Source organism: Methanolapillus africanus (assembly GCF_032714475.1).
GTDB classification, from domain to species: Archaea; Halobacteriota; Methanosarcinia; order Methanosarcinales; family Methanosarcinaceae; genus Methanolapillus; species Methanolapillus africanus.
In genome coordinates this window covers 1-15,868 of sequence record NZ_JAWDKD010000018.1, presented here as the reverse complement: position 1 = coordinate 15,868, position 15,868 = coordinate 1, and the positions used below count along the sequence as shown (strand labels likewise).

Sequence of the window (15,868 nt, the reverse complement as noted above, 5' to 3'; positions counted from 1 at the left end):
AGTCCCCCATTTTGAAAACTCTGAGAAACGTGTCGCCATAACGCGCGCGCATGCTGCCGCCAAAAAAGAAAAATGAAAAATAAAAATTGAAATCAAAATCCTTTCAATCTTTCCGTTTCAAACACATTCAAATCCTCAAAAATCGGAATTTCCTTTTCCGCAAAAGCCGTCGTGATATATTTGTCCACCCAGCTGTGCCGTTGCTCCCGGTTTAACAGGAAAAAATTGCCGCAATCGTCCTTTTCAAATACTTCCACCGGACAGTTGGACGAATTGTCATACACTTTCGCCATATCGGACAAAAGAATCACTTCCGGCATCAGTGTCATCGATTTTTCGTAACGGGCCAGCACTTTGTCTTTCGGGACGTCGTGACCGCCCATTTTCACACGCTCTGCAATGCGGTTGAGATTGATTTGCGGATCGGACGTCGTGATGTAAATCGTTGTGATCCGGTAGCCGAACGTTTTGGCGGTTCTCAGAAAGTCTAATTTGTCCGCTGTTGAAAAAACGGTTTCAAACGTAAAAGAAACACCGGCTTCCAGCGCTTGGTGCCGAAAATCTTCCGCCATTTTCATGGCTTCAAGATAAGCGGCCGGATTGTATTTGTCTTCCCGGGAAACCAACTGGTCCGGACAAATGTAAATTTCAGGGCACTGCTTGTTTTCCAAATGATTTTCAATAACGGTGGATTTTCCCGAGCCGTTCGGACCTGCAAAAACAAACATTTCCTTGTTGAGCGGATAAATGGCCGGACCGGTAGGGCTGCTGTTTGAAAAATTCGAATCGGCGGACATAATACACATCTTTTGGATTATTTGAAAAATAATTTATCTGTACAGCCATTCATCAAAAAACATAAATCTGTCAACACTCAAAAATGAAGGAAATTAAAATAAAGCGGAAAGATTGCCGCACACGGCGTTATCTTTGATGAATTTTCAAAAAAGCAATCGTATGCTTTGTGGCGGCGTCCAAACGGGCGGAAACCTCGTTGTACGGCTTCAATTTAAAATTACGCATCACCGCATCAATTCTCCGGGATTCTTCCGACAAATTGCGCTGAGCGGTTTTCCTTTCCGAAAGTTCCAAAAGCTTCGCTCTTCTTTTGACCGAAAAGTCTGAAAGTTTTGCTTTTCGCTTGATCGAAAGGTCTGAAAGACTGCAATTGGTTCTTTTCATTAAAACAGCACTTCCTTTATCGGGCGCATTCTTAACAATAAAGTCAAGTCTAACAGTATTGTCAATTTATTTAAACATATGGGTTTACTATAATAAATGATCATGAAATTGACAAATTAAAAATATAATATGAAAATGTTGAAAAACAATCATTCATCCATCTTCTTCTTAATTGCCGCAACGAGCGCTTCAAACGTAAACTCTTCCGGAACGACGTCGACGATGATGCCGTATTCTTCCAATGTTTCCGCCGTCGGAAAACCGATCGCGCCGACCCAAGCCTCATTGACCATGTCGATCAATTTCTCTTTTTCGCCGGCCTGCTCGCCCAAATCAATGAAGTTGCGGACCATCATGGAACTGGTAAACGCAAACGCGTCCACTTCTCCCGCAAGGACGGCTTCCACCAATTCGTCTTGTTCTTCGCCTTCAGGCGCTTGAAGCGTATAAACGTGCGTTTCATAAACGTTGGCACCGGCGTCCTTGAGACCGTCGGTCAAAACATCCGATCCGTAAAAGCTGCGCGGAATGTCGACCGTTTTGCCGGAAACTGTTTCTCCCAACTCCTTCACAAGACCTTTAGAACTGTATTCACCGGGAACCAACGAGCCGGAAAGACCGATCGACTCGAGTTTTTTCTTGGTGGTCGGACCGATGGCGACGATATGCGTCTTTTTGAGCGCCTCGATGAAGTTTTTCTCCGCGTCTTTGCCGACGTTTTTGAGCGTGTATTCGACGCCGTTGGCGCTTGTGAAAATCACAATGTCCGACTTCCCGGACAAAACGCGGTCGACAAAATCATCAAAGACGTCGTCTTTCATCCCGCAAAGCGTGACGACGGGAACAAAAAACGGCTTAAAGCCGGCGGACTTGGCGGCCGCGGCGGATGATTCACGGTACGTTTCAGGACGCATCACTGCCAAAACCGGATATTCGCTCATGAATTTCACCTCAATGGATAATAAAACAATACTTATTGAACAATTTCATTAACAATTCACTGAAACCTCAAATCTCATTACAATTTCATTGCTCATTAAAATTTCATTGAACACTTTACCATTTAACAATTTGCTCGCCCAAAATGTCGTGCAAATTGACCACATTACCGATGACGGTCAATGCCGGCGCTTTCACATCGCGTTCTTCGGCCAGTCGGGCGATGTTGTCCAGCTGCCCGATGGTGACGCGCTGGTCCGGACGGGTGCCGCGCTCAATCAGCGCCACCGGCGTTTTCGGATCCATGCCGTATTTTAAAAGTTCGCCGCAGTTGCGGGCCAGCATTTTCACGCCCATAAAAATAACGAGCGTGCCGTTGAATTTGGCCAAAAGGTTCCAGTCAAGCCCGGATTCGTCTTTGGTCGGGTCTTCGTGTCCCGTAATAAACGTGACCATGGAATTGCTGTCGCGGTGCGTAATCGGAATGCCCGCGTAAGCCGGCGCGGCCACGGCGGATGTGATGCCCGGCACCACTTCAAATGAAATGCCGGCTTTGACGAGTTCTTCCGCTTCTTCGCCGCCCCGTCCGAAAACGTACGGGTCGCCGCCTTTCAGCCGGAGAACGTTTTTGCCTTCTTTCGCTTTTTCAACGATGACGGCGTTGATTTCGTCCTGCGTGAGCGTGTGGTTGCCGGCATATTTCCCGGCGTCGATTTTTTCCGTTTTGGCCGGAATCAAATCCAAAATCGCTTTTCCCGGAAGCTGGTCGTAAACCACGACGTCGACTTCATCGATGAGACGGCGCGCTTTGACGGTCAAAAGATCAGGGTCCCCCGGACCCGAACCCGCCAGATAAACTTTTCCTGCTGTCATTTTAAAAACCTAATTTTTGAATAAATAAAGAAATGGAAAGATGAATGATAATATTCAGATAAAAATAAAAGGATTATGAGCGGAATTATGCTTTCGGTTTGTGGCCGAGAAGCCGGAGCACCGCCGATTTTTTATTGTTTTCATCCCGGTTCCAATCGAATCCGGAAACTTTTTTCGCCAAATCCGCTTCATTGGCATAAATGTGTGCGGACGACGACGTGAGGATGATTTCAACCAATTCGCATTTCGCCGGTTGGATCACCAGTTCGTTAAACGCTTTCGCAATCCCGCACAGGTTGGCCCAGACGGCGTCGCCGTAATCGTTTGACCGGAAAAGCAATCGGAGGGACACTTGGTTGTCGTCCAGCATGCGCACCTGGTACCAGTTAAAACAGGGCGGATTGTGGGAATCCCAGTACATCGGATGGTAAACCACGCCGACGTTTTGGTTGGACTGGATTTTGGTTTTGAGATTTTCCGCCAATTTGTCTTTGGAAATCGTCATTTGGTCGATGTCGCCTTCAATCGTTTTGAATTTGCGCATCAGTTCAATGTACGTGTATTCGAAATCGGTGTCGTCGAATTGTTTGACGCCGACTTCTTCGAGCGGAATGAGGAAACTGTCTTGGTAGTCCGTGATTTTGTCGCCCGACCACCGGAAGTTTTCGGGCGTTTTGCCGGCCAGAATTTCAGGAATCGCTTTACCGTAAAGCTGAATCGTCGCGTAAATTTCGCGGGCGCGCTTGGGTTCGGCGGCTGATCCGAACGTGATGTCTTTCCCGTCCAAAACAATGTCTTCGGTAATCTTTTTGTACAAAAAGTCAATGTCTTCGCCGGAATAAGTTTTCACAAAGGTCAACGATTTCGGAATCATAGCATCACTCTTAAAATATTTGCCGAGAAAGGGATATGTCTGCGGCGAACAGTAAAGTAAAGTTTAATTATAACAATATCAATTAAAATCCTAAATTGTGAACCGGAATTATGTTTTGAAATTATTTAAACTCATTGAGTTTACAATCTGAATTTAATATTCAAAAACCGTGATGGAATGAAAAAAATTAATTTTGAAAAGGATGCGCCCCGCAAAAAACCGATATCCGGACCGGCTCCCAATACACCCCAGCCGCAAAAGGACGTTCGCCTGTATTTGTATTACGCGAATCAATGCGATCCGAAGAAATGCAGCGGTAAAAAGCTGGCAAAATTCGATTTGGTGCGCCTCTATGAAAATATCGGCCAAACGCCCAAAGGCGCAATCCTCATGGACCCGCGCGCCGAAAAAGCGATTTCCCGGGAAGACAATCTCAAGAAAGGGATTGTCGTTCTCGATTGTTCCTGGGAGCATGCCGAGGAAACGTTCCCGGTGTTGGATCAAATGGATCTTCAAAAACGCGCTCTGCCGTATTTGTTGGCCGCCAACCCCGTCAATTTCGGACGTCCGTTCCGCTTAAATTCCGCCGAAGCGTTTGCCGCCGCCCTTTACATTTTGGGACGAAAGGAACAAGCAGAAATCGTTCTATCAAAATTCAACTGGGGACATTCGTTTTTGGAGCTGAACGAAGAGCCGCTCAACGATTACGCCGCAGCAAAAAACAGCACGGAAGTCGTGGAAGCGCAGAGTCAGTATATTGATGTTGAAGATGATGATGAGTGAGTTTTTTTCTTTTTTTGCGGCGAGCGGCTGCGCGCGCGTTATGGCGACACATTCTTTTTTGAGTCAATGAAACCGGACTCATCGTTTTTCATTTTGAATTGAGCAAACTGCACATCCAATTTCTATTTTGAATCATGCAAACCATCCCGAAAAATCAAACGCTTTGCGTTTGATTTTCTCGGAATCCAATGAAATCGGATTGGAACAACAGCAGCAAATGTAACGGTACAGTAAATAGTAGATAACAAATCGGATTAGGAAAAAACTGTATTGTCAGAAACAGAAGGTGAAAATCGGATCAGAAAACAACTGTATTGTTGGAAACGGAAGGTGCAAACCTAAACTGAAAAACAGTCACCCGTAGGTGCAAACAGAAACTAAAAACAATACACATATACAGTAATTTGCCCACTCCAAATTAATATCATCAATTTTATACATTAAATTTATATTTATTTGGAACTATTATGATTTAAAAACGGTTCATAAAATATTCAATAAAAGATTCAAATTAAAAAAGGATGATAAAATGGAACTCAAATTGATTCACTACGTTGCAATAATATTGGTCTGTCTGATTATCTTCTCATCGTTCCTTCTCTACTATTTCTTGTATTAAACCAAATAAAAAAGCGCCGATCGATTGACCGGCGCAATTTCTTTTTTTAACCGTTTCTTCACGTACTAATTCTGTGTTTTAAATAAGATTTTCCACATCGGACCAGGAAATTCCCATGGCCTTTGCAACGCCTTTTCCGTACTCGACGTCGGCACGGGCGCAGTTGACAGCGTGACGAATCTTGATTTTGTCTTCAGCGCCGCAGATGGCGCGGGCGGTGTTGTCAAACAGCACTTGTTTTTGCTCGGGACGCATCAAGTTGAACAGTTTTCCCGGCTGGGTGTAGTAATCGTTGTCGTCCTCCCGGAAATTCCAGTGATCGGCGCCGCCGTCAATGGGCAGAACCGGTTCTTTGAATTCCGGCTGCTCCGACCATTCGCCGTAGCTGTTGGGCTCATAGTGAAGCCGGCGTCCGTAATTGTCGTCAACGCGCATGGATCCGTCGCGGTGGTAACTGTTGACCGGGCATTTCGGGGCGTTGACCGGAATGTGCATGTGGTTCACGCCGAGGCGGTAACGCTGGGCGTCGCCGTAGGAAAACAGTCTTCCTTGAAGCATTTTGTCTGGTGAAAAACTGATTCCGGGAACGAAATTCGCCGGGTTGAAAGCCGCTTGTTCAATGTCGACGAAGAAGTTTTCGGGATTCCGGTTGAGCTCGAATTCACCGACTTCGATGAGCGGGTACTCGCCTTTGTACCACACTTTCGTGAGGTCGAACGGGTTGTACGGCATCTTGCGGGCTTGTTCTTCCGTCATGACTTGGATAAACATCTTCCAGCGCGGGAAGTCGCCGCGTTCGATGCTTTCAAACAAATCGCGCTGGTTGCTTTCACGGTCCTTTCCGACCAACGCTTCAGCTTCTTGGTCGGTAAGATTTTCAATGCCTTGCTGCGTCACAAAGTGGAATTTGACCCAAACGCGTTCGTTTTGGGCGTTAATCATACTGAACGCGTGGCTGCCGAATCCGTGCATGTGCCGGAAAGATTTCGGAATGCCGCGGTCGCTCATCGTAATCGTGACCTGGTGAAGCGCTTCCGGAAGCAGCGACCAAAAGTCCCAGTTGTTGTTGGCGCTTCTCATGCCGGTTCTCGGATCGCGTTTAACCGCGTGGTTTAAGTCCGGGAATTTGAGCGGGTCACGCAAAAAGAAAACGGGCGTGTTGTTGCCGACCAAATCCCAGTTGCCTTCTTCGGTGTAGAATTTCATGGCAAAGCCGCGAATATCGCGTTCGGCGTCAGCCGCACCGCGCTCGCCCGCCACGGTTGAAAACCGGACGACCATTTCCGTCTTTTTGCCGATTTCGGAAAAGATTTTAGCGCGCGTATATTTTGTGATGTCGTGCGTCACCGTAAACGTTCCAAAAGCGCCGGAGCCCTTCGCGTGCATGCGGCGCTCGGGAATCACTTCACGGTCGAAGTTGGCCATTTTTTCGAGGAACCAGATATCTTGGATCAACATCGGTCCGCGCGATCCGGCCGTCATAACGTTTTGGTTGTCCACCACCGGCGCGCCGGCGGCTGTGGTGAGTCTCGGCTTATTCATCATACCGTCGCTGCCGCAGCCGGTCATTTTGTCATCCGTATTGTCCGTTTTTTTATTGTTCATGTTCTTGTTTTCCATGGTATCACCCGGATTTGTTGGTCCGGCATAACGGATTTTATTATGCCATCTTAATTCAATAATTATGGTTTATAATTATAAATAAATTATTATATAAAATATTGGAATGTAATTATATTGCTATTTTTCGTGATTCAGTGCGTTATGAAAACAGTTTTAATTTTGTGGATTTTTGAAAAGCCGTTGGATGTGTTTTTTGGAAAATGGGAATAGAAAAGACGACGCTGTAACGCGCGCGGCGGCGCCCGGCAAAAAATATAAAGTAAAAATATCATAAATCAAGCCAATAAAAAATAAAACAATGTATGAATGCAAAAGGCGGTAAAATGTCCGATTTTTTAAAAACAATCACAAAAGAACGTCCGACCGGAACGCCGAACAATGAATCGGTCAATCTCTTTTTGGAAAACGAATTCAAAAGAGCCGGATTTCAAGTTCAATCCTTACCATTTGAGTGTACGGTTTGGGAAACGAAAAAATCAATCTTCAAAATCGGCGACGCCGATTTTGACATCGAAGCAAGCCCGTTTTCAACATCGTTTGACGGAAGCACAAAAACAATCGTCATCGATTCGTTGGACAAATTGAAAAAAGCAGATTGTTCGGGCAAAATCATCATTTTGTGCGGCGAACTCACAAAAAACCAGCTGCAGCCCAAAGATTTTCCGTTTTATTATCCGGACGAGGACAAAGAGATCATTTCGCTTTTGGAAGAAAAGAAACCTTGCGCCATTATTGCCGCGACCGGAAAAAACCCGATGTGCGACTTGAACCCGTTTCCGTTGTTTGAAGACGGAAATTTTATGATTCCGTCCGCCTACCTGAGCGACGCTGTTTTGCCTCAAATCGAAAAACTTGTCCGCCAAAATCCGGAAGCGGTTCTCAAAATTGACTCCGAAAAGAAAAAGGTGAACAGCCGGCAATTGGTTGCGGGCAAAAAGGCAGAAAATGCGGAAAAAACAAAAAATACAGAAAACGCAGCCGGAAAAATGAACGGAAAGATGACCGGAAAAATAATTGTCTGCGCGCACATGGATTCAAAATACGGCACAGCCGGCGCTTTAGATAATGCGGCCGGTGTTGCGGTTCTGTATCAAACGGCTTTGAAACTGAACGGCAAAATTGAAACCGGAAATGAAAAACTTCTGTTTGATATTGATTTTGTGCCGTTTAACGGCGAAGAATATTATGAGGCGTCCGGCGAAATGAAATATTTGGAATATCTTGAAAACAATGACGATCGAGTCAAATTAGTGATCAATATTGACGCGCCCAGTTACGTTCATTCTGAAACGGAAATTTCATCTTATAATCTGGACGAAAAAGTGGAATCGATGTTGGTAAAAATTATTTCCAAATATGAAACGATTTCAAAAGGACAGGAATGGTTTGCGGGCGACCACGCTGCTTTTGCATTCCAAGGCGTTCCGTGTTTGGCTGTGACGTCTTCAAATATGGAAAAATGGTTAGAACTGACGCACACGACAAAAGACACTTTGGAAAATGTAGATCTTGAATTGATTGAAACCGCATCCGATTTCCTTGTTGAATTGATTTGTTCTGTACAGAAACTGATTTGATGGAACAGTTTGTGCGTACTGATTTATATTTTCAGTTTTCACATACTGTTTTCTATTTTTAAATTCAGATTGCATCTGCAGGTGACTATTTTTAGATTTCGGATTGCATCTGCAGTTCACTATTTTTAGATTTCAGATTGCACCTACAGGTGACTGTTTTTAGAATTCAGATTGCACCTACCGTTTCCAACAATACAGTTGTTTTCTGATCCGATTTGCATCAACTGTTTCCAACAATACAGGTTTTTCGGCACCGATTTGCATCAACTGTTTTCAACAATACACGAGTTTCTTGGTACCGATTTTCACCTACAGTTTCTGAAAATACAGTTATTTCTTTGCTCAGTTTTGCACCTGCTGTTCTCAATCACATCTCCCAATTTTGCAGTATCCGCTTAAACAGACGCCAAAGGCGTCTGTTTAAGCGGGAGGGTTTGTTTGGAATAGAAAGAAGAAAGAAATCGATCAAAACTGAAACAAAAGCAAGCAAAAATCACCAACAACTTAATTGAAATCGAAATCAAAAATCGAATCCGTTTTAATCGGCGCACAACAAAAATGTGTCGCCATAACGCGCGCGCCGGCTACTCGCCAAAAAAAGAAAATGTAAGAGATTTCTCTCTTACAAAATCCCCATATCCTTCAGCCGACTCGGTAAATATGTATCCGTCACGAAATCGAGACCTTTGCCGGCAAACGCCTGCTGTTCGGCCTTCTTGCCGATTTCAAGCTGCAAATTAATCTGTTCTTTCCAATATTTGGACTCGAAACGCGGATCGGTCAACTCGCTTCTGAGGGCGGCAATGTCCTGTTCCGTCAATTTGTCGGTCGCGAGTTCGTATTCCACAATATCCGACGGCTGAACGCCTAAGAATTTGGCGTCGGGCGTCGCCATAAATTCCGAGAGGTGCGCGCTTTTGATGGCGCCGTAGGCGATCGAGGAGAAAATCCGGTACGACCACGGGTCGCCGTCTGTGAAAACGGCCACCGGGATGTTGAGTTCCGTGTTCATGCGGCGGATAATCCGGCGCGTCGACCGGGCCGGCTGTCCTTTCAGGTGAACCAAAATCGCATTGTACTTTTCGTCAAAACCGTTTTCGATCAAACGCGCGTACATACCGCCTGTTTCAACGGCGATAATCATGCTGGCGTCATGCTTCACGAATTCGATGTTTTCCACGTTGAACGGAATCTGGTAGCCGCCTTCACCGATATCCTGCTGGCAGTGAATGTCACGAGCGCCGCGTTTCGTTTCTTCCCGGATTTGAATCGGGCCGTACATCGTCGCCCCGTCCTCTTCCGGCCGGATGTGGAAAAACTCGCGCTGGGCGCCGGTAATAATTTCCAAATCCTCAATCAGCCGATCGCTTTCCGTCTGAGCGCCGAACTTGGCGGGACCCCAGCCTTCCGAGATGTAATACAACTCTCTTAACGTCGACCCGCGGTTGTTTTTCAAGTGTTCGGACACGACGAAATCCGACACATAAACCGTCTTCAGCAACTGGTGCGCGCCCTTGACGGTTTTGGCGGAACGCTCGCTTTCGATGTCGCCGTAAACCCAAACTTCGCTCGTGTCGCTGTATTCCAAATTCCGTTTCGTCCGCGACGGCATCAGCACGTGCGGAACCACGCCGGAAACAAATTGATCGTAAAAGGCGCCCGCCAGCTGAACCAGTTTTCCTTTCGTCCACGTGTCGTTGATGACCTTTTTCTCCCGAATCTTTTGCTTGTATTCGTCGCTGTCCATGTCCGTGTTGTTGAAAACCATCGTCGGCGGCATAGAATCCGCGCGCATTTTGTTGAATTCGGACTCCAGCTTGGTTTCCAATTCGGATTCGACTTCCGATTCAATTCGGATTTCTTCATCAAACGCCTCTTTCTTTGATTTCTTGGACGCGGATTTGGACTTGGGCGCAGAGGATGTTTTAGATTTGGTTTGGGTTTGGGATTGGGATTTAGATTGGAATTTGGAATCAGATTTTTCCGATTCGGCGGTCACGAATTCGGATTCATCTTCCGAAAGCCCGATTTCTTCATCCGCCGACTCGGCGTCTTCGTCAAAATAATCGCTGTCAGAACCGCCGCGGCCGGATTCACCGCTGCTTGGTTCACCGTCATTGGTTTCATCCTGATAACCGTATTCATCATCGTATCCGTATTCAAATTCGGATTCATAATCGCCGATATCGGATTCGTAAGACTCATTTTCATTTTCATTTTCCGCATCAACTTTTGTGTTCTTTGTGCTGTCTTTTTTTGCCATATTCCCGCCTCCTTAAAATTCTCCGACCGCTTTGGCGCCCGTGACGTCGTCTTCCTCAAGCCCTTCGACGATGACTTCTTCCATGTACTTCAATTCGTTTTCATCGGCGCCTTCCAGCATAAACCGAAACGCTTTGGCGCCGGCGGGCGACACCGTGACGTCCCAAATGTAGTCGTAATTGTTTCCGAGACTCACAATATTGGTCGGCGGCGGGCTGGGCGACTTGATTTCGCCCGGCAGAATTTGATGCAGCTTGAATTTCTTTTGCGTGGCGCCGTAATTGCGAATCGACAGCGACACAAAATGAACGCCGGATTGGCTTTCCGTTCCCTTTTCAATTGTCCGCTTCACCAAAAGGTTGCCCATGATGTTGGCCACAACCGGCTGAATATCGGGAACGTCTTTATCCACAATCGACGACACTTTTTTGGCCAAAAGCGGCAAAATTTTCGTAATAATAACTTCCTTTTCCCGCCGTTTTTGAAGATCGCCTTGCTTGCCCAAATATGTTTTTAATTTGCGGGCGACTTCCTTTACCGCCAATTCCGTTTCTTCTTCAATAATTTCAATGTCGGCCACGGCGTCTTTGGATTCGGACGTGAACGGCACGTTCACCGACGCAATGTGAATGAGCAAAATAAACGGACCGATCGGCAAACCGCCGCCGGGCTGCCCGATACCGTACTGTTTCCATTTGATGTTTTCAACGGCGTGCGTCAGCGCGCAGGCGCCCTGCTGGTAAAGAAGTGGGACGCGGTTAGCGAACCGCATCAAGTTGACCTTGTCTTCTTTGGGCAGGTTGCCGCCGTAAGCGATACCGACTTCGATGACGAACGGATTGCCGGAATAAATCGCCGGTTTTCGGGCGGCGGTCGCGATAAAGTCGACGCTGTATTCTTTTTTAAGCCCTTTATAAATCAAATCTTCCGTGATCGGCGACAAGCTGTTGGTCGACGGCGCCATGATTTTGACTTTTTTAAAGGCGTCGAGAAGCTTCATCGCGTCGTTTCGGGTCAAATCGTGCGGATCGCCTTCCCGGTCCAAGCCTGCGGCGTCGCATATTTCTTCCGCGGTTTGAAGACCGATTTTGGAAAAAGAGTACCTCAAAAACGGCGCCAACTTTTGCCGTTCCGTGTGCTGAAGCATTTTAATGAGCGTTCCGAGTTCGATGCCGTGCGGATGCGGGAGAACTTCTTCCGCCTGCTTGGGAATTTCGTCGGTGGCGCGCTCGAAAAGAATTTCGTTGCCGTCCGGCTCCACCAACCGGATTCTTGCGTGCGGATTGATAATGGCGGTCGATTTGAGATATTCGTAAACGGACTGCTTGCGTCCTTTGACATAAGAGGCGCCCATTTCGATTTCGATGCGGGTGCCGTGCGGCCGAACCCATTCGATGATTTCATCCTTCAGAATGTCGGGCTCGTTCGTGCTCGTGTTGATCATGAGCTCAAAATAGTGTGCGGGTGATTTGTGGTCGACCCGGGAAATAATTTTTGTGTATTTGCCGGCCGTGATTTGGGAATACAAGACGGCGGCGGAAATGCCGATACCCTGCTGGCCGCGGCTTTGTTTCAGCGCATGGAAGCGCGAGCCGTAGAGCAGTTTGGCGAAAACTTTCGGAATTTGTGCTTTGACGATACCGGGACCGTTGTCCTCGACGATGATAATGAGATAATCGCCTTCACCGCGTTCGACTTGGACCAAAATATCGGGCAGGATGCCGGCTTCTTCACAGGCATCGAGCGAGTTGTCGACCGCTTCTTTAACGGTTGTGATCAGGGCGCGCGGGGCGGAGTCAAAACCCAAAATATGGCGGTTTTTCTCAAAAAACTCCGCGACGCTGATGGATTTTTGACGCTTCGCCAACTCTTCCGCAATCGGTGTTTGAATTGATTTATCCATAAAAAACTCCTGAATTCGAAAATTAGAATTGGAAATGAAATGAAATTGAAATTAAAAAATATGTGATGCTGAATAAAATATTGAATGTACGAAATAATGAGGTTAATGTGGTTTACATATAAACGGGTCTTTTAATAAATACTTTGCATTGAGGGTGAAAGTATTTAAAAATGAAAATGAATATGTCACCACAAAACACTGCAGGATTAAAATGAAACAAACCGACTCTTTTTTCCCGTCGCTCGCCGGCAGCCAATCGGCGTCCGGATGCGGATGTTCCGCCGTTCTTTTACCAAAACCGGGCGACGATTTTGAAAAACAGCGTGAAGCTTACCGGCAAATGAAACAAAAAAATGACGCTGAGAAAGTATTTCGCTTGTCCGTTTTTTTGACTGAAAAGGAAAAGTTGATTTTTTTGGCGCCGGCCGGTCCGGATGAAAATGAAACGGAAGAGGATTTGTTGTTTTGCGCAAAATCGGGCATCGCGGTTATGGAAAGACTTCAGCTTGATCCGAAAATCGGCATCATTTCCGGCGGACGGGAAGGCGATTTCGGACGGGATCCGCGCGTCGACAAAACCTTGACCGATGCAAAAAATATTCAAAAACGATTGGAAGAAGAAGGGATTGCTTCCAAAAATTATACGATTTTGATTGAAGACGCCGTCAAAGAAGCGAATTTATTGATTGTCCCCAACAGCTTGTCCGGAGAACTGATCTTAAAAACGGTGACAGGGATCGGTGCAGGGCGGGAAATCGGAAATATTTTGCTTTTCAAACGAAAAAACGCGGCAAAAGCGGATTTAAAAACAGTATATATTGAGCAATTAACGGAAAAAGCAGATCCGAAAGACGCTGAAATTTTGAAAAAGGCATTTTGCGGAAACGAATCATAAAAATTAATTCATAAAATTTAAAATTAATCATAAAAATTATCATAAAACCAATTCATAAAACCATAATAAAACAAACGGAAAGGAATCTGGATGCAAGACTTTATATCGGATTTTGACGCCGATTTTAAAAATGTGATTCATTTTTTTGAAGAGATTTCGAAAATCCCGAGATGTTCCCGGCACGAGGAAAAGGTTGCGGACTACTTGGAAAAACTGGGCGCCGAGTAGGGATTGGCGGTCAAGCGGGATAAAAATAACAACGTGAACATGATCGTTCCGGCGTCTTCCGGATATGAAAATCTGGAAACGGTCGTTCTTCAGGCGCACACCGATATGGTCTGCGAGAAAAACGTTGGGCATCCGCATGATTTTTCCAAAGACCCGATTCAGTTAGTTTATGAAACGATTGGCGGCGTTCGTTTTGTTTCCGCTTCCGGAACGACGCTTGGCGCGGATAACGGAATAGGCGTCGCTTACGCGCTGGCGGCGGCTTGCGGCGGCATTAAACATCCACCGCTCGAATTGCTGCTCACGACGGATGAGGAAGAGGGGCTTACCGGCGCTCAAAATTTGAGTCCGGACTTTGTGTCCGGCCGGTATTTGCTGAACTTGGATTCCGAAACGGAAGGAACGATTATCATCGGATGCGCCGGCGGCGTTTCTGTTTCGTTGAAGAAGTCTTTTGACCCGTATTTCATCGATGAGAAGCATGCGCAGCCGTTTTCATTTTACACGATTCAAATTTCGGGTTTGATGGGCGGCCATTCCGGAACCGACATTAATAAACCGCGGGCAAGCGCCAATGTCATTATGGCAAAAATGCTGGAAACGATCACCGGTAAAATAGAAGACCCGGAACTCGAATTCCGGCTGATTGACATCAGCGGCGGAAGCGTTCACAATGCGATTGCCAGAGAAGCGGCATGCACCTTTATGACGGATCTGCCGGCGGGCATTATTGAGCGCTGCGTTTCCGATTTTCAGTCGGCGGTGCCGAGCGGATTGTCGTATGACGAGCCGGATTTGAAAATCACGCTGACAAAAAACAGTTTCCGTGAAACGGTACAACGGTATGAAATGCCGGAAAAAAAGAATCAAGTCCCGGTTTTCACGACAAAAAACACAGGACGGATTATTGCGCTTCTGGGAAGTTTGCCGCACGGCGTTTTTGCAATGTCGGACAAAATTCCGGATTTGGTTTTGGCGTCCGGAAACTTTGCGGTCGTCCGGTCCGAATTTTCGGCGAACGATGATGAAAACAGCGGCAACGTCAAGGGAAAGATCAAAATCACATACAATTTGCGTTCCGGAAATGAGGCGAAGCTGAAAGAGAAAACGAAAGACTTGATGGACATCGGCAAGAAGTACGACTTCCACGCATCCGTTTTCAGCAGCTACAAACCCTGGGAACCGAATTTGAGCGCCCCGCTTCTGAAGATGTGCAAGAACGCATACAAAGAAACGTTCCACAAAGAACCGGCCGTTTCGGCAATTCACGCCGGCCTTGAATGCGGTGCTTTTGTCCGGATTTATCCGGGAATGCAAATGGTGTCTCTTGGCCCCGATATTATTGACGCGCATTCGCCGGACGAGATGCTTGATTTGGATTCCACGGCGCGGGTTTGGACGTTTTTGAAAGCGATTTTGGAAAAGTTTGACGTTCAAAAGGTGTAATATTTGTTGGAGCGGGCGGCTGCGCGCAAAAATTCCGTCGCTACGCTAGGAATTTTTCAGAGGCGGTGGGAGTCTGTATCTGTCAGTTCGCTTCGCGAACGGCTCCCTTCGGTCGCTATTTTATTTTTCTTTTTCTTTTTTGGCAGCAGCATGCACGCGCGTTATGGCGGCACATTTTCATTTTGAGCCAACAAAACCCGCCTCTTTTTTTATTTTTGAGCCAACAAAACCCGGCCTTCATTCTTATTTTTGAATCAAGCAAACCACCCCGATTAAACAGACGCTTTGCGTCTGTTTAATCGGATACAGCAGAATGGGAAGGTGCAAATCGTAAACAGACAGAGAATACGGAATCGGAAAGACCTGTATTGTTAGAAACGGAAGAGGGAAAACGGAACAAGAAAAACTGTATTGTTAGAAACGGAAGAGGGAAAACGGACCGAGAAAGACCTGTATTGTTAGAAACAGAAGATGGAAAACGGAACAGGAAAAAACTGTATTGTTAGAAACGGAAGAAGGAAAACGGAACCAAGAAAAACCTGTATTGTTAGAAACGGAAGAGGGAAAACGGAACAAGAAAAACTGTATTGTTAGAAACGGAAGAGGGAAAACGGACCGAGAAAGACCTGTATTGTTAGAAACAGAAGATGGAAAACGGAACAGG

General features: G+C 46.3%; 13 protein-coding genes. 5 read left to right on the top strand and 8 right to left on the bottom strand.

Features of this window, described 5'->3' with window-relative positions:
* Positions 1-92: 92 nt before the first annotated feature.
* From MsAg5_RS04555 to MsAg5_RS04535, 5 genes are all read right to left on the bottom strand, one after another.
* Entirely contained in the window at positions 93-806 is a 714-nt protein-coding gene (locus tag MsAg5_RS04555; RefSeq protein WP_338099437.1) for an ATPase, read from the bottom strand.
* Positions 807-924: 118 nt separating this feature from the next.
* Entirely contained in the window at positions 925-1,092 is a 168-nt protein-coding gene (locus tag MsAg5_RS04550; RefSeq protein WP_338099436.1) for a hypothetical protein, read from the bottom strand.
* A 239-nt stretch (positions 1,093-1,331) separates the two neighbouring features.
* Entirely contained in the window at positions 1,332-2,123 is a 792-nt protein-coding gene (locus MsAg5_RS04545) for a uroporphyrinogen-III synthase (protein ID WP_338099435.1), read from the bottom strand.
* 115 nt (positions 2,124-2,238) lie between these two features.
* Complete coding sequence (gene cobA, locus MsAg5_RS04540; protein WP_338099434.1) at positions 2,239-2,994, bottom strand: uroporphyrinogen-III C-methyltransferase; 756 nt, start codon at positions 2,992-2,994, stop codon at positions 2,239-2,241.
* A gap of 85 nt (positions 2,995-3,079) precedes the next feature.
* A complete protein-coding gene (locus MsAg5_RS04535; protein WP_338099433.1) occupies positions 3,080-3,868 on the bottom strand; it encodes a thymidylate synthase in 789 nt (262 codons plus the stop codon).
* A gap of 177 nt (positions 3,869-4,045) precedes the next feature.
* On the opposite strand from MsAg5_RS04535, the gene MsAg5_RS04530 reads away from it, so the two are divergent.
* Positions 4,046-4,651 carry a DUF367 family protein gene (locus MsAg5_RS04530; RefSeq protein ID WP_338099432.1) on the top strand — a complete coding sequence of 202 codons (606 nt, stop codon included), beginning with the start codon at positions 4,046-4,048 and terminating at the stop codon, positions 4,649-4,651.
* 697 nt (positions 4,652-5,348) lie between these two features.
* On the opposite strand, the gene MsAg5_RS04525 is transcribed toward MsAg5_RS04530, so the two are convergent.
* Positions 5,349-6,890, bottom strand: a complete 1,542-nt coding sequence (locus MsAg5_RS04525; RefSeq protein ID WP_338099431.1) for a catalase — start codon at positions 6,888-6,890, stop codon at positions 5,349-5,351.
* 305 nt (positions 6,891-7,195) lie between these two features.
* Here MsAg5_RS04525 and MsAg5_RS04520 point away from each other — a divergent pair, with 305 nt between their 5' ends.
* Positions 7,196-8,470 carry a M28 family metallopeptidase gene (locus MsAg5_RS04520; protein ID WP_338099430.1) on the top strand — a complete coding sequence of 425 codons (1,275 nt, stop codon included), beginning with the start codon at positions 7,196-7,198 and terminating at the stop codon, positions 8,468-8,470.
* Between the two features lie 622 nt (positions 8,471-9,092).
* On the opposite strand, the gene MsAg5_RS04515 is transcribed toward MsAg5_RS04520, so the two are convergent.
* On the bottom strand, positions 9,093-10,217 hold the full coding sequence (locus MsAg5_RS04515) for a DNA topoisomerase IV subunit A (protein WP_338099767.1): 1,125 nt from the start codon (positions 10,215-10,217) through the stop codon (positions 9,093-9,095).
* A 528-nt stretch (positions 10,218-10,745) separates the two neighbouring features.
* Positions 10,746-12,623 (bottom strand): DNA topoisomerase VI subunit B, encoded by a 1,878-nt coding sequence (locus tag MsAg5_RS04510; RefSeq protein WP_338099766.1) that lies wholly within the window; start codon positions 12,621-12,623, stop codon positions 10,746-10,748.
* Between the two features lie 223 nt (positions 12,624-12,846).
* Here MsAg5_RS04510 and MsAg5_RS04505 point away from each other — a divergent pair, with 223 nt between their 5' ends.
* The 3 genes from MsAg5_RS04505 (at position 12,847) to pepD (ending at position 15,204) form a co-directional block, all read left to right on the top strand.
* Positions 12,847-13,530, top strand: coding sequence for a hypothetical protein (locus MsAg5_RS04505; protein ID WP_338099429.1), 684 nt, complete (start codon positions 12,847-12,849; stop codon positions 13,528-13,530).
* Positions 13,531-13,620: 90 nt separating this feature from the next.
* Positions 13,621-13,758 (top strand): hypothetical protein, encoded by a 138-nt coding sequence (locus MsAg5_RS04500; RefSeq protein ID WP_338099428.1) that lies wholly within the window; start codon positions 13,621-13,623, stop codon positions 13,756-13,758.
* A 3-nt stretch (positions 13,759-13,761) separates the two neighbouring features.
* Complete coding sequence (pepD, locus tag MsAg5_RS04495) at positions 13,762-15,204, top strand: beta-Ala-His dipeptidase (RefSeq protein WP_338099427.1); 1,443 nt, start codon at positions 13,762-13,764, stop codon at positions 15,202-15,204.
* Positions 15,205-15,868 lie beyond the last annotated feature (664 nt).

What these genes read in the sequence shown, in the direction of transcription:
- MsAg5_RS04555 (WP_338099437.1), bottom strand. Translation starts at nt 806, where the DNA reads ATGTGTATTATGTCCGCCGATTCGAATTTTTCAAACAGCAGCCCTACC.
- MsAg5_RS04545 (WP_338099435.1), bottom strand. Translation starts at nt 2,123, where the DNA reads ATGAGCGAATATCCGGTTTTGGCAGTGATGCGTCCTGAAACGTACCGT.
- cobA (WP_338099434.1), bottom strand. Translation starts at nt 2,994, where the DNA reads ATGACAGCAGGAAAAGTTTATCTGGCGGGTTCGGGTCCGGGGGACCCT.
- MsAg5_RS04535 (WP_338099433.1), bottom strand. Translation starts at nt 3,868, where the DNA reads ATGATTCCGAAATCGTTGACCTTTGTGAAAACTTATTCCGGCGAAGAC.
- MsAg5_RS04530 (WP_338099432.1), top strand. Translation starts at nt 4,046, where the DNA reads ATGAAAAAAATTAATTTTGAAAAGGATGCGCCCCGCAAAAAACCGATA.
- MsAg5_RS04525 (WP_338099431.1), bottom strand. Translation starts at nt 6,890, where the DNA reads ATGGAAAACAAGAACATGAACAATAAAAAAACGGACAATACGGATGAC.
- MsAg5_RS04520 (WP_338099430.1), top strand. Translation starts at nt 7,196, where the DNA reads ATGAATGCAAAAGGCGGTAAAATGTCCGATTTTTTAAAAACAATCACA.
- MsAg5_RS04515 (WP_338099767.1), bottom strand. Translation starts at nt 10,217, where the DNA reads ATGGACAGCGACGAATACAAGCAAAAGATTCGGGAGAAAAAGGTCATC.
- MsAg5_RS04505 (WP_338099429.1), top strand. Translation starts at nt 12,847, where the DNA reads ATGAAACAAACCGACTCTTTTTTCCCGTCGCTCGCCGGCAGCCAATCG.
- MsAg5_RS04500 (WP_338099428.1), top strand. Translation starts at nt 13,621, where the DNA reads ATGCAAGACTTTATATCGGATTTTGACGCCGATTTTAAAAATGTGATT.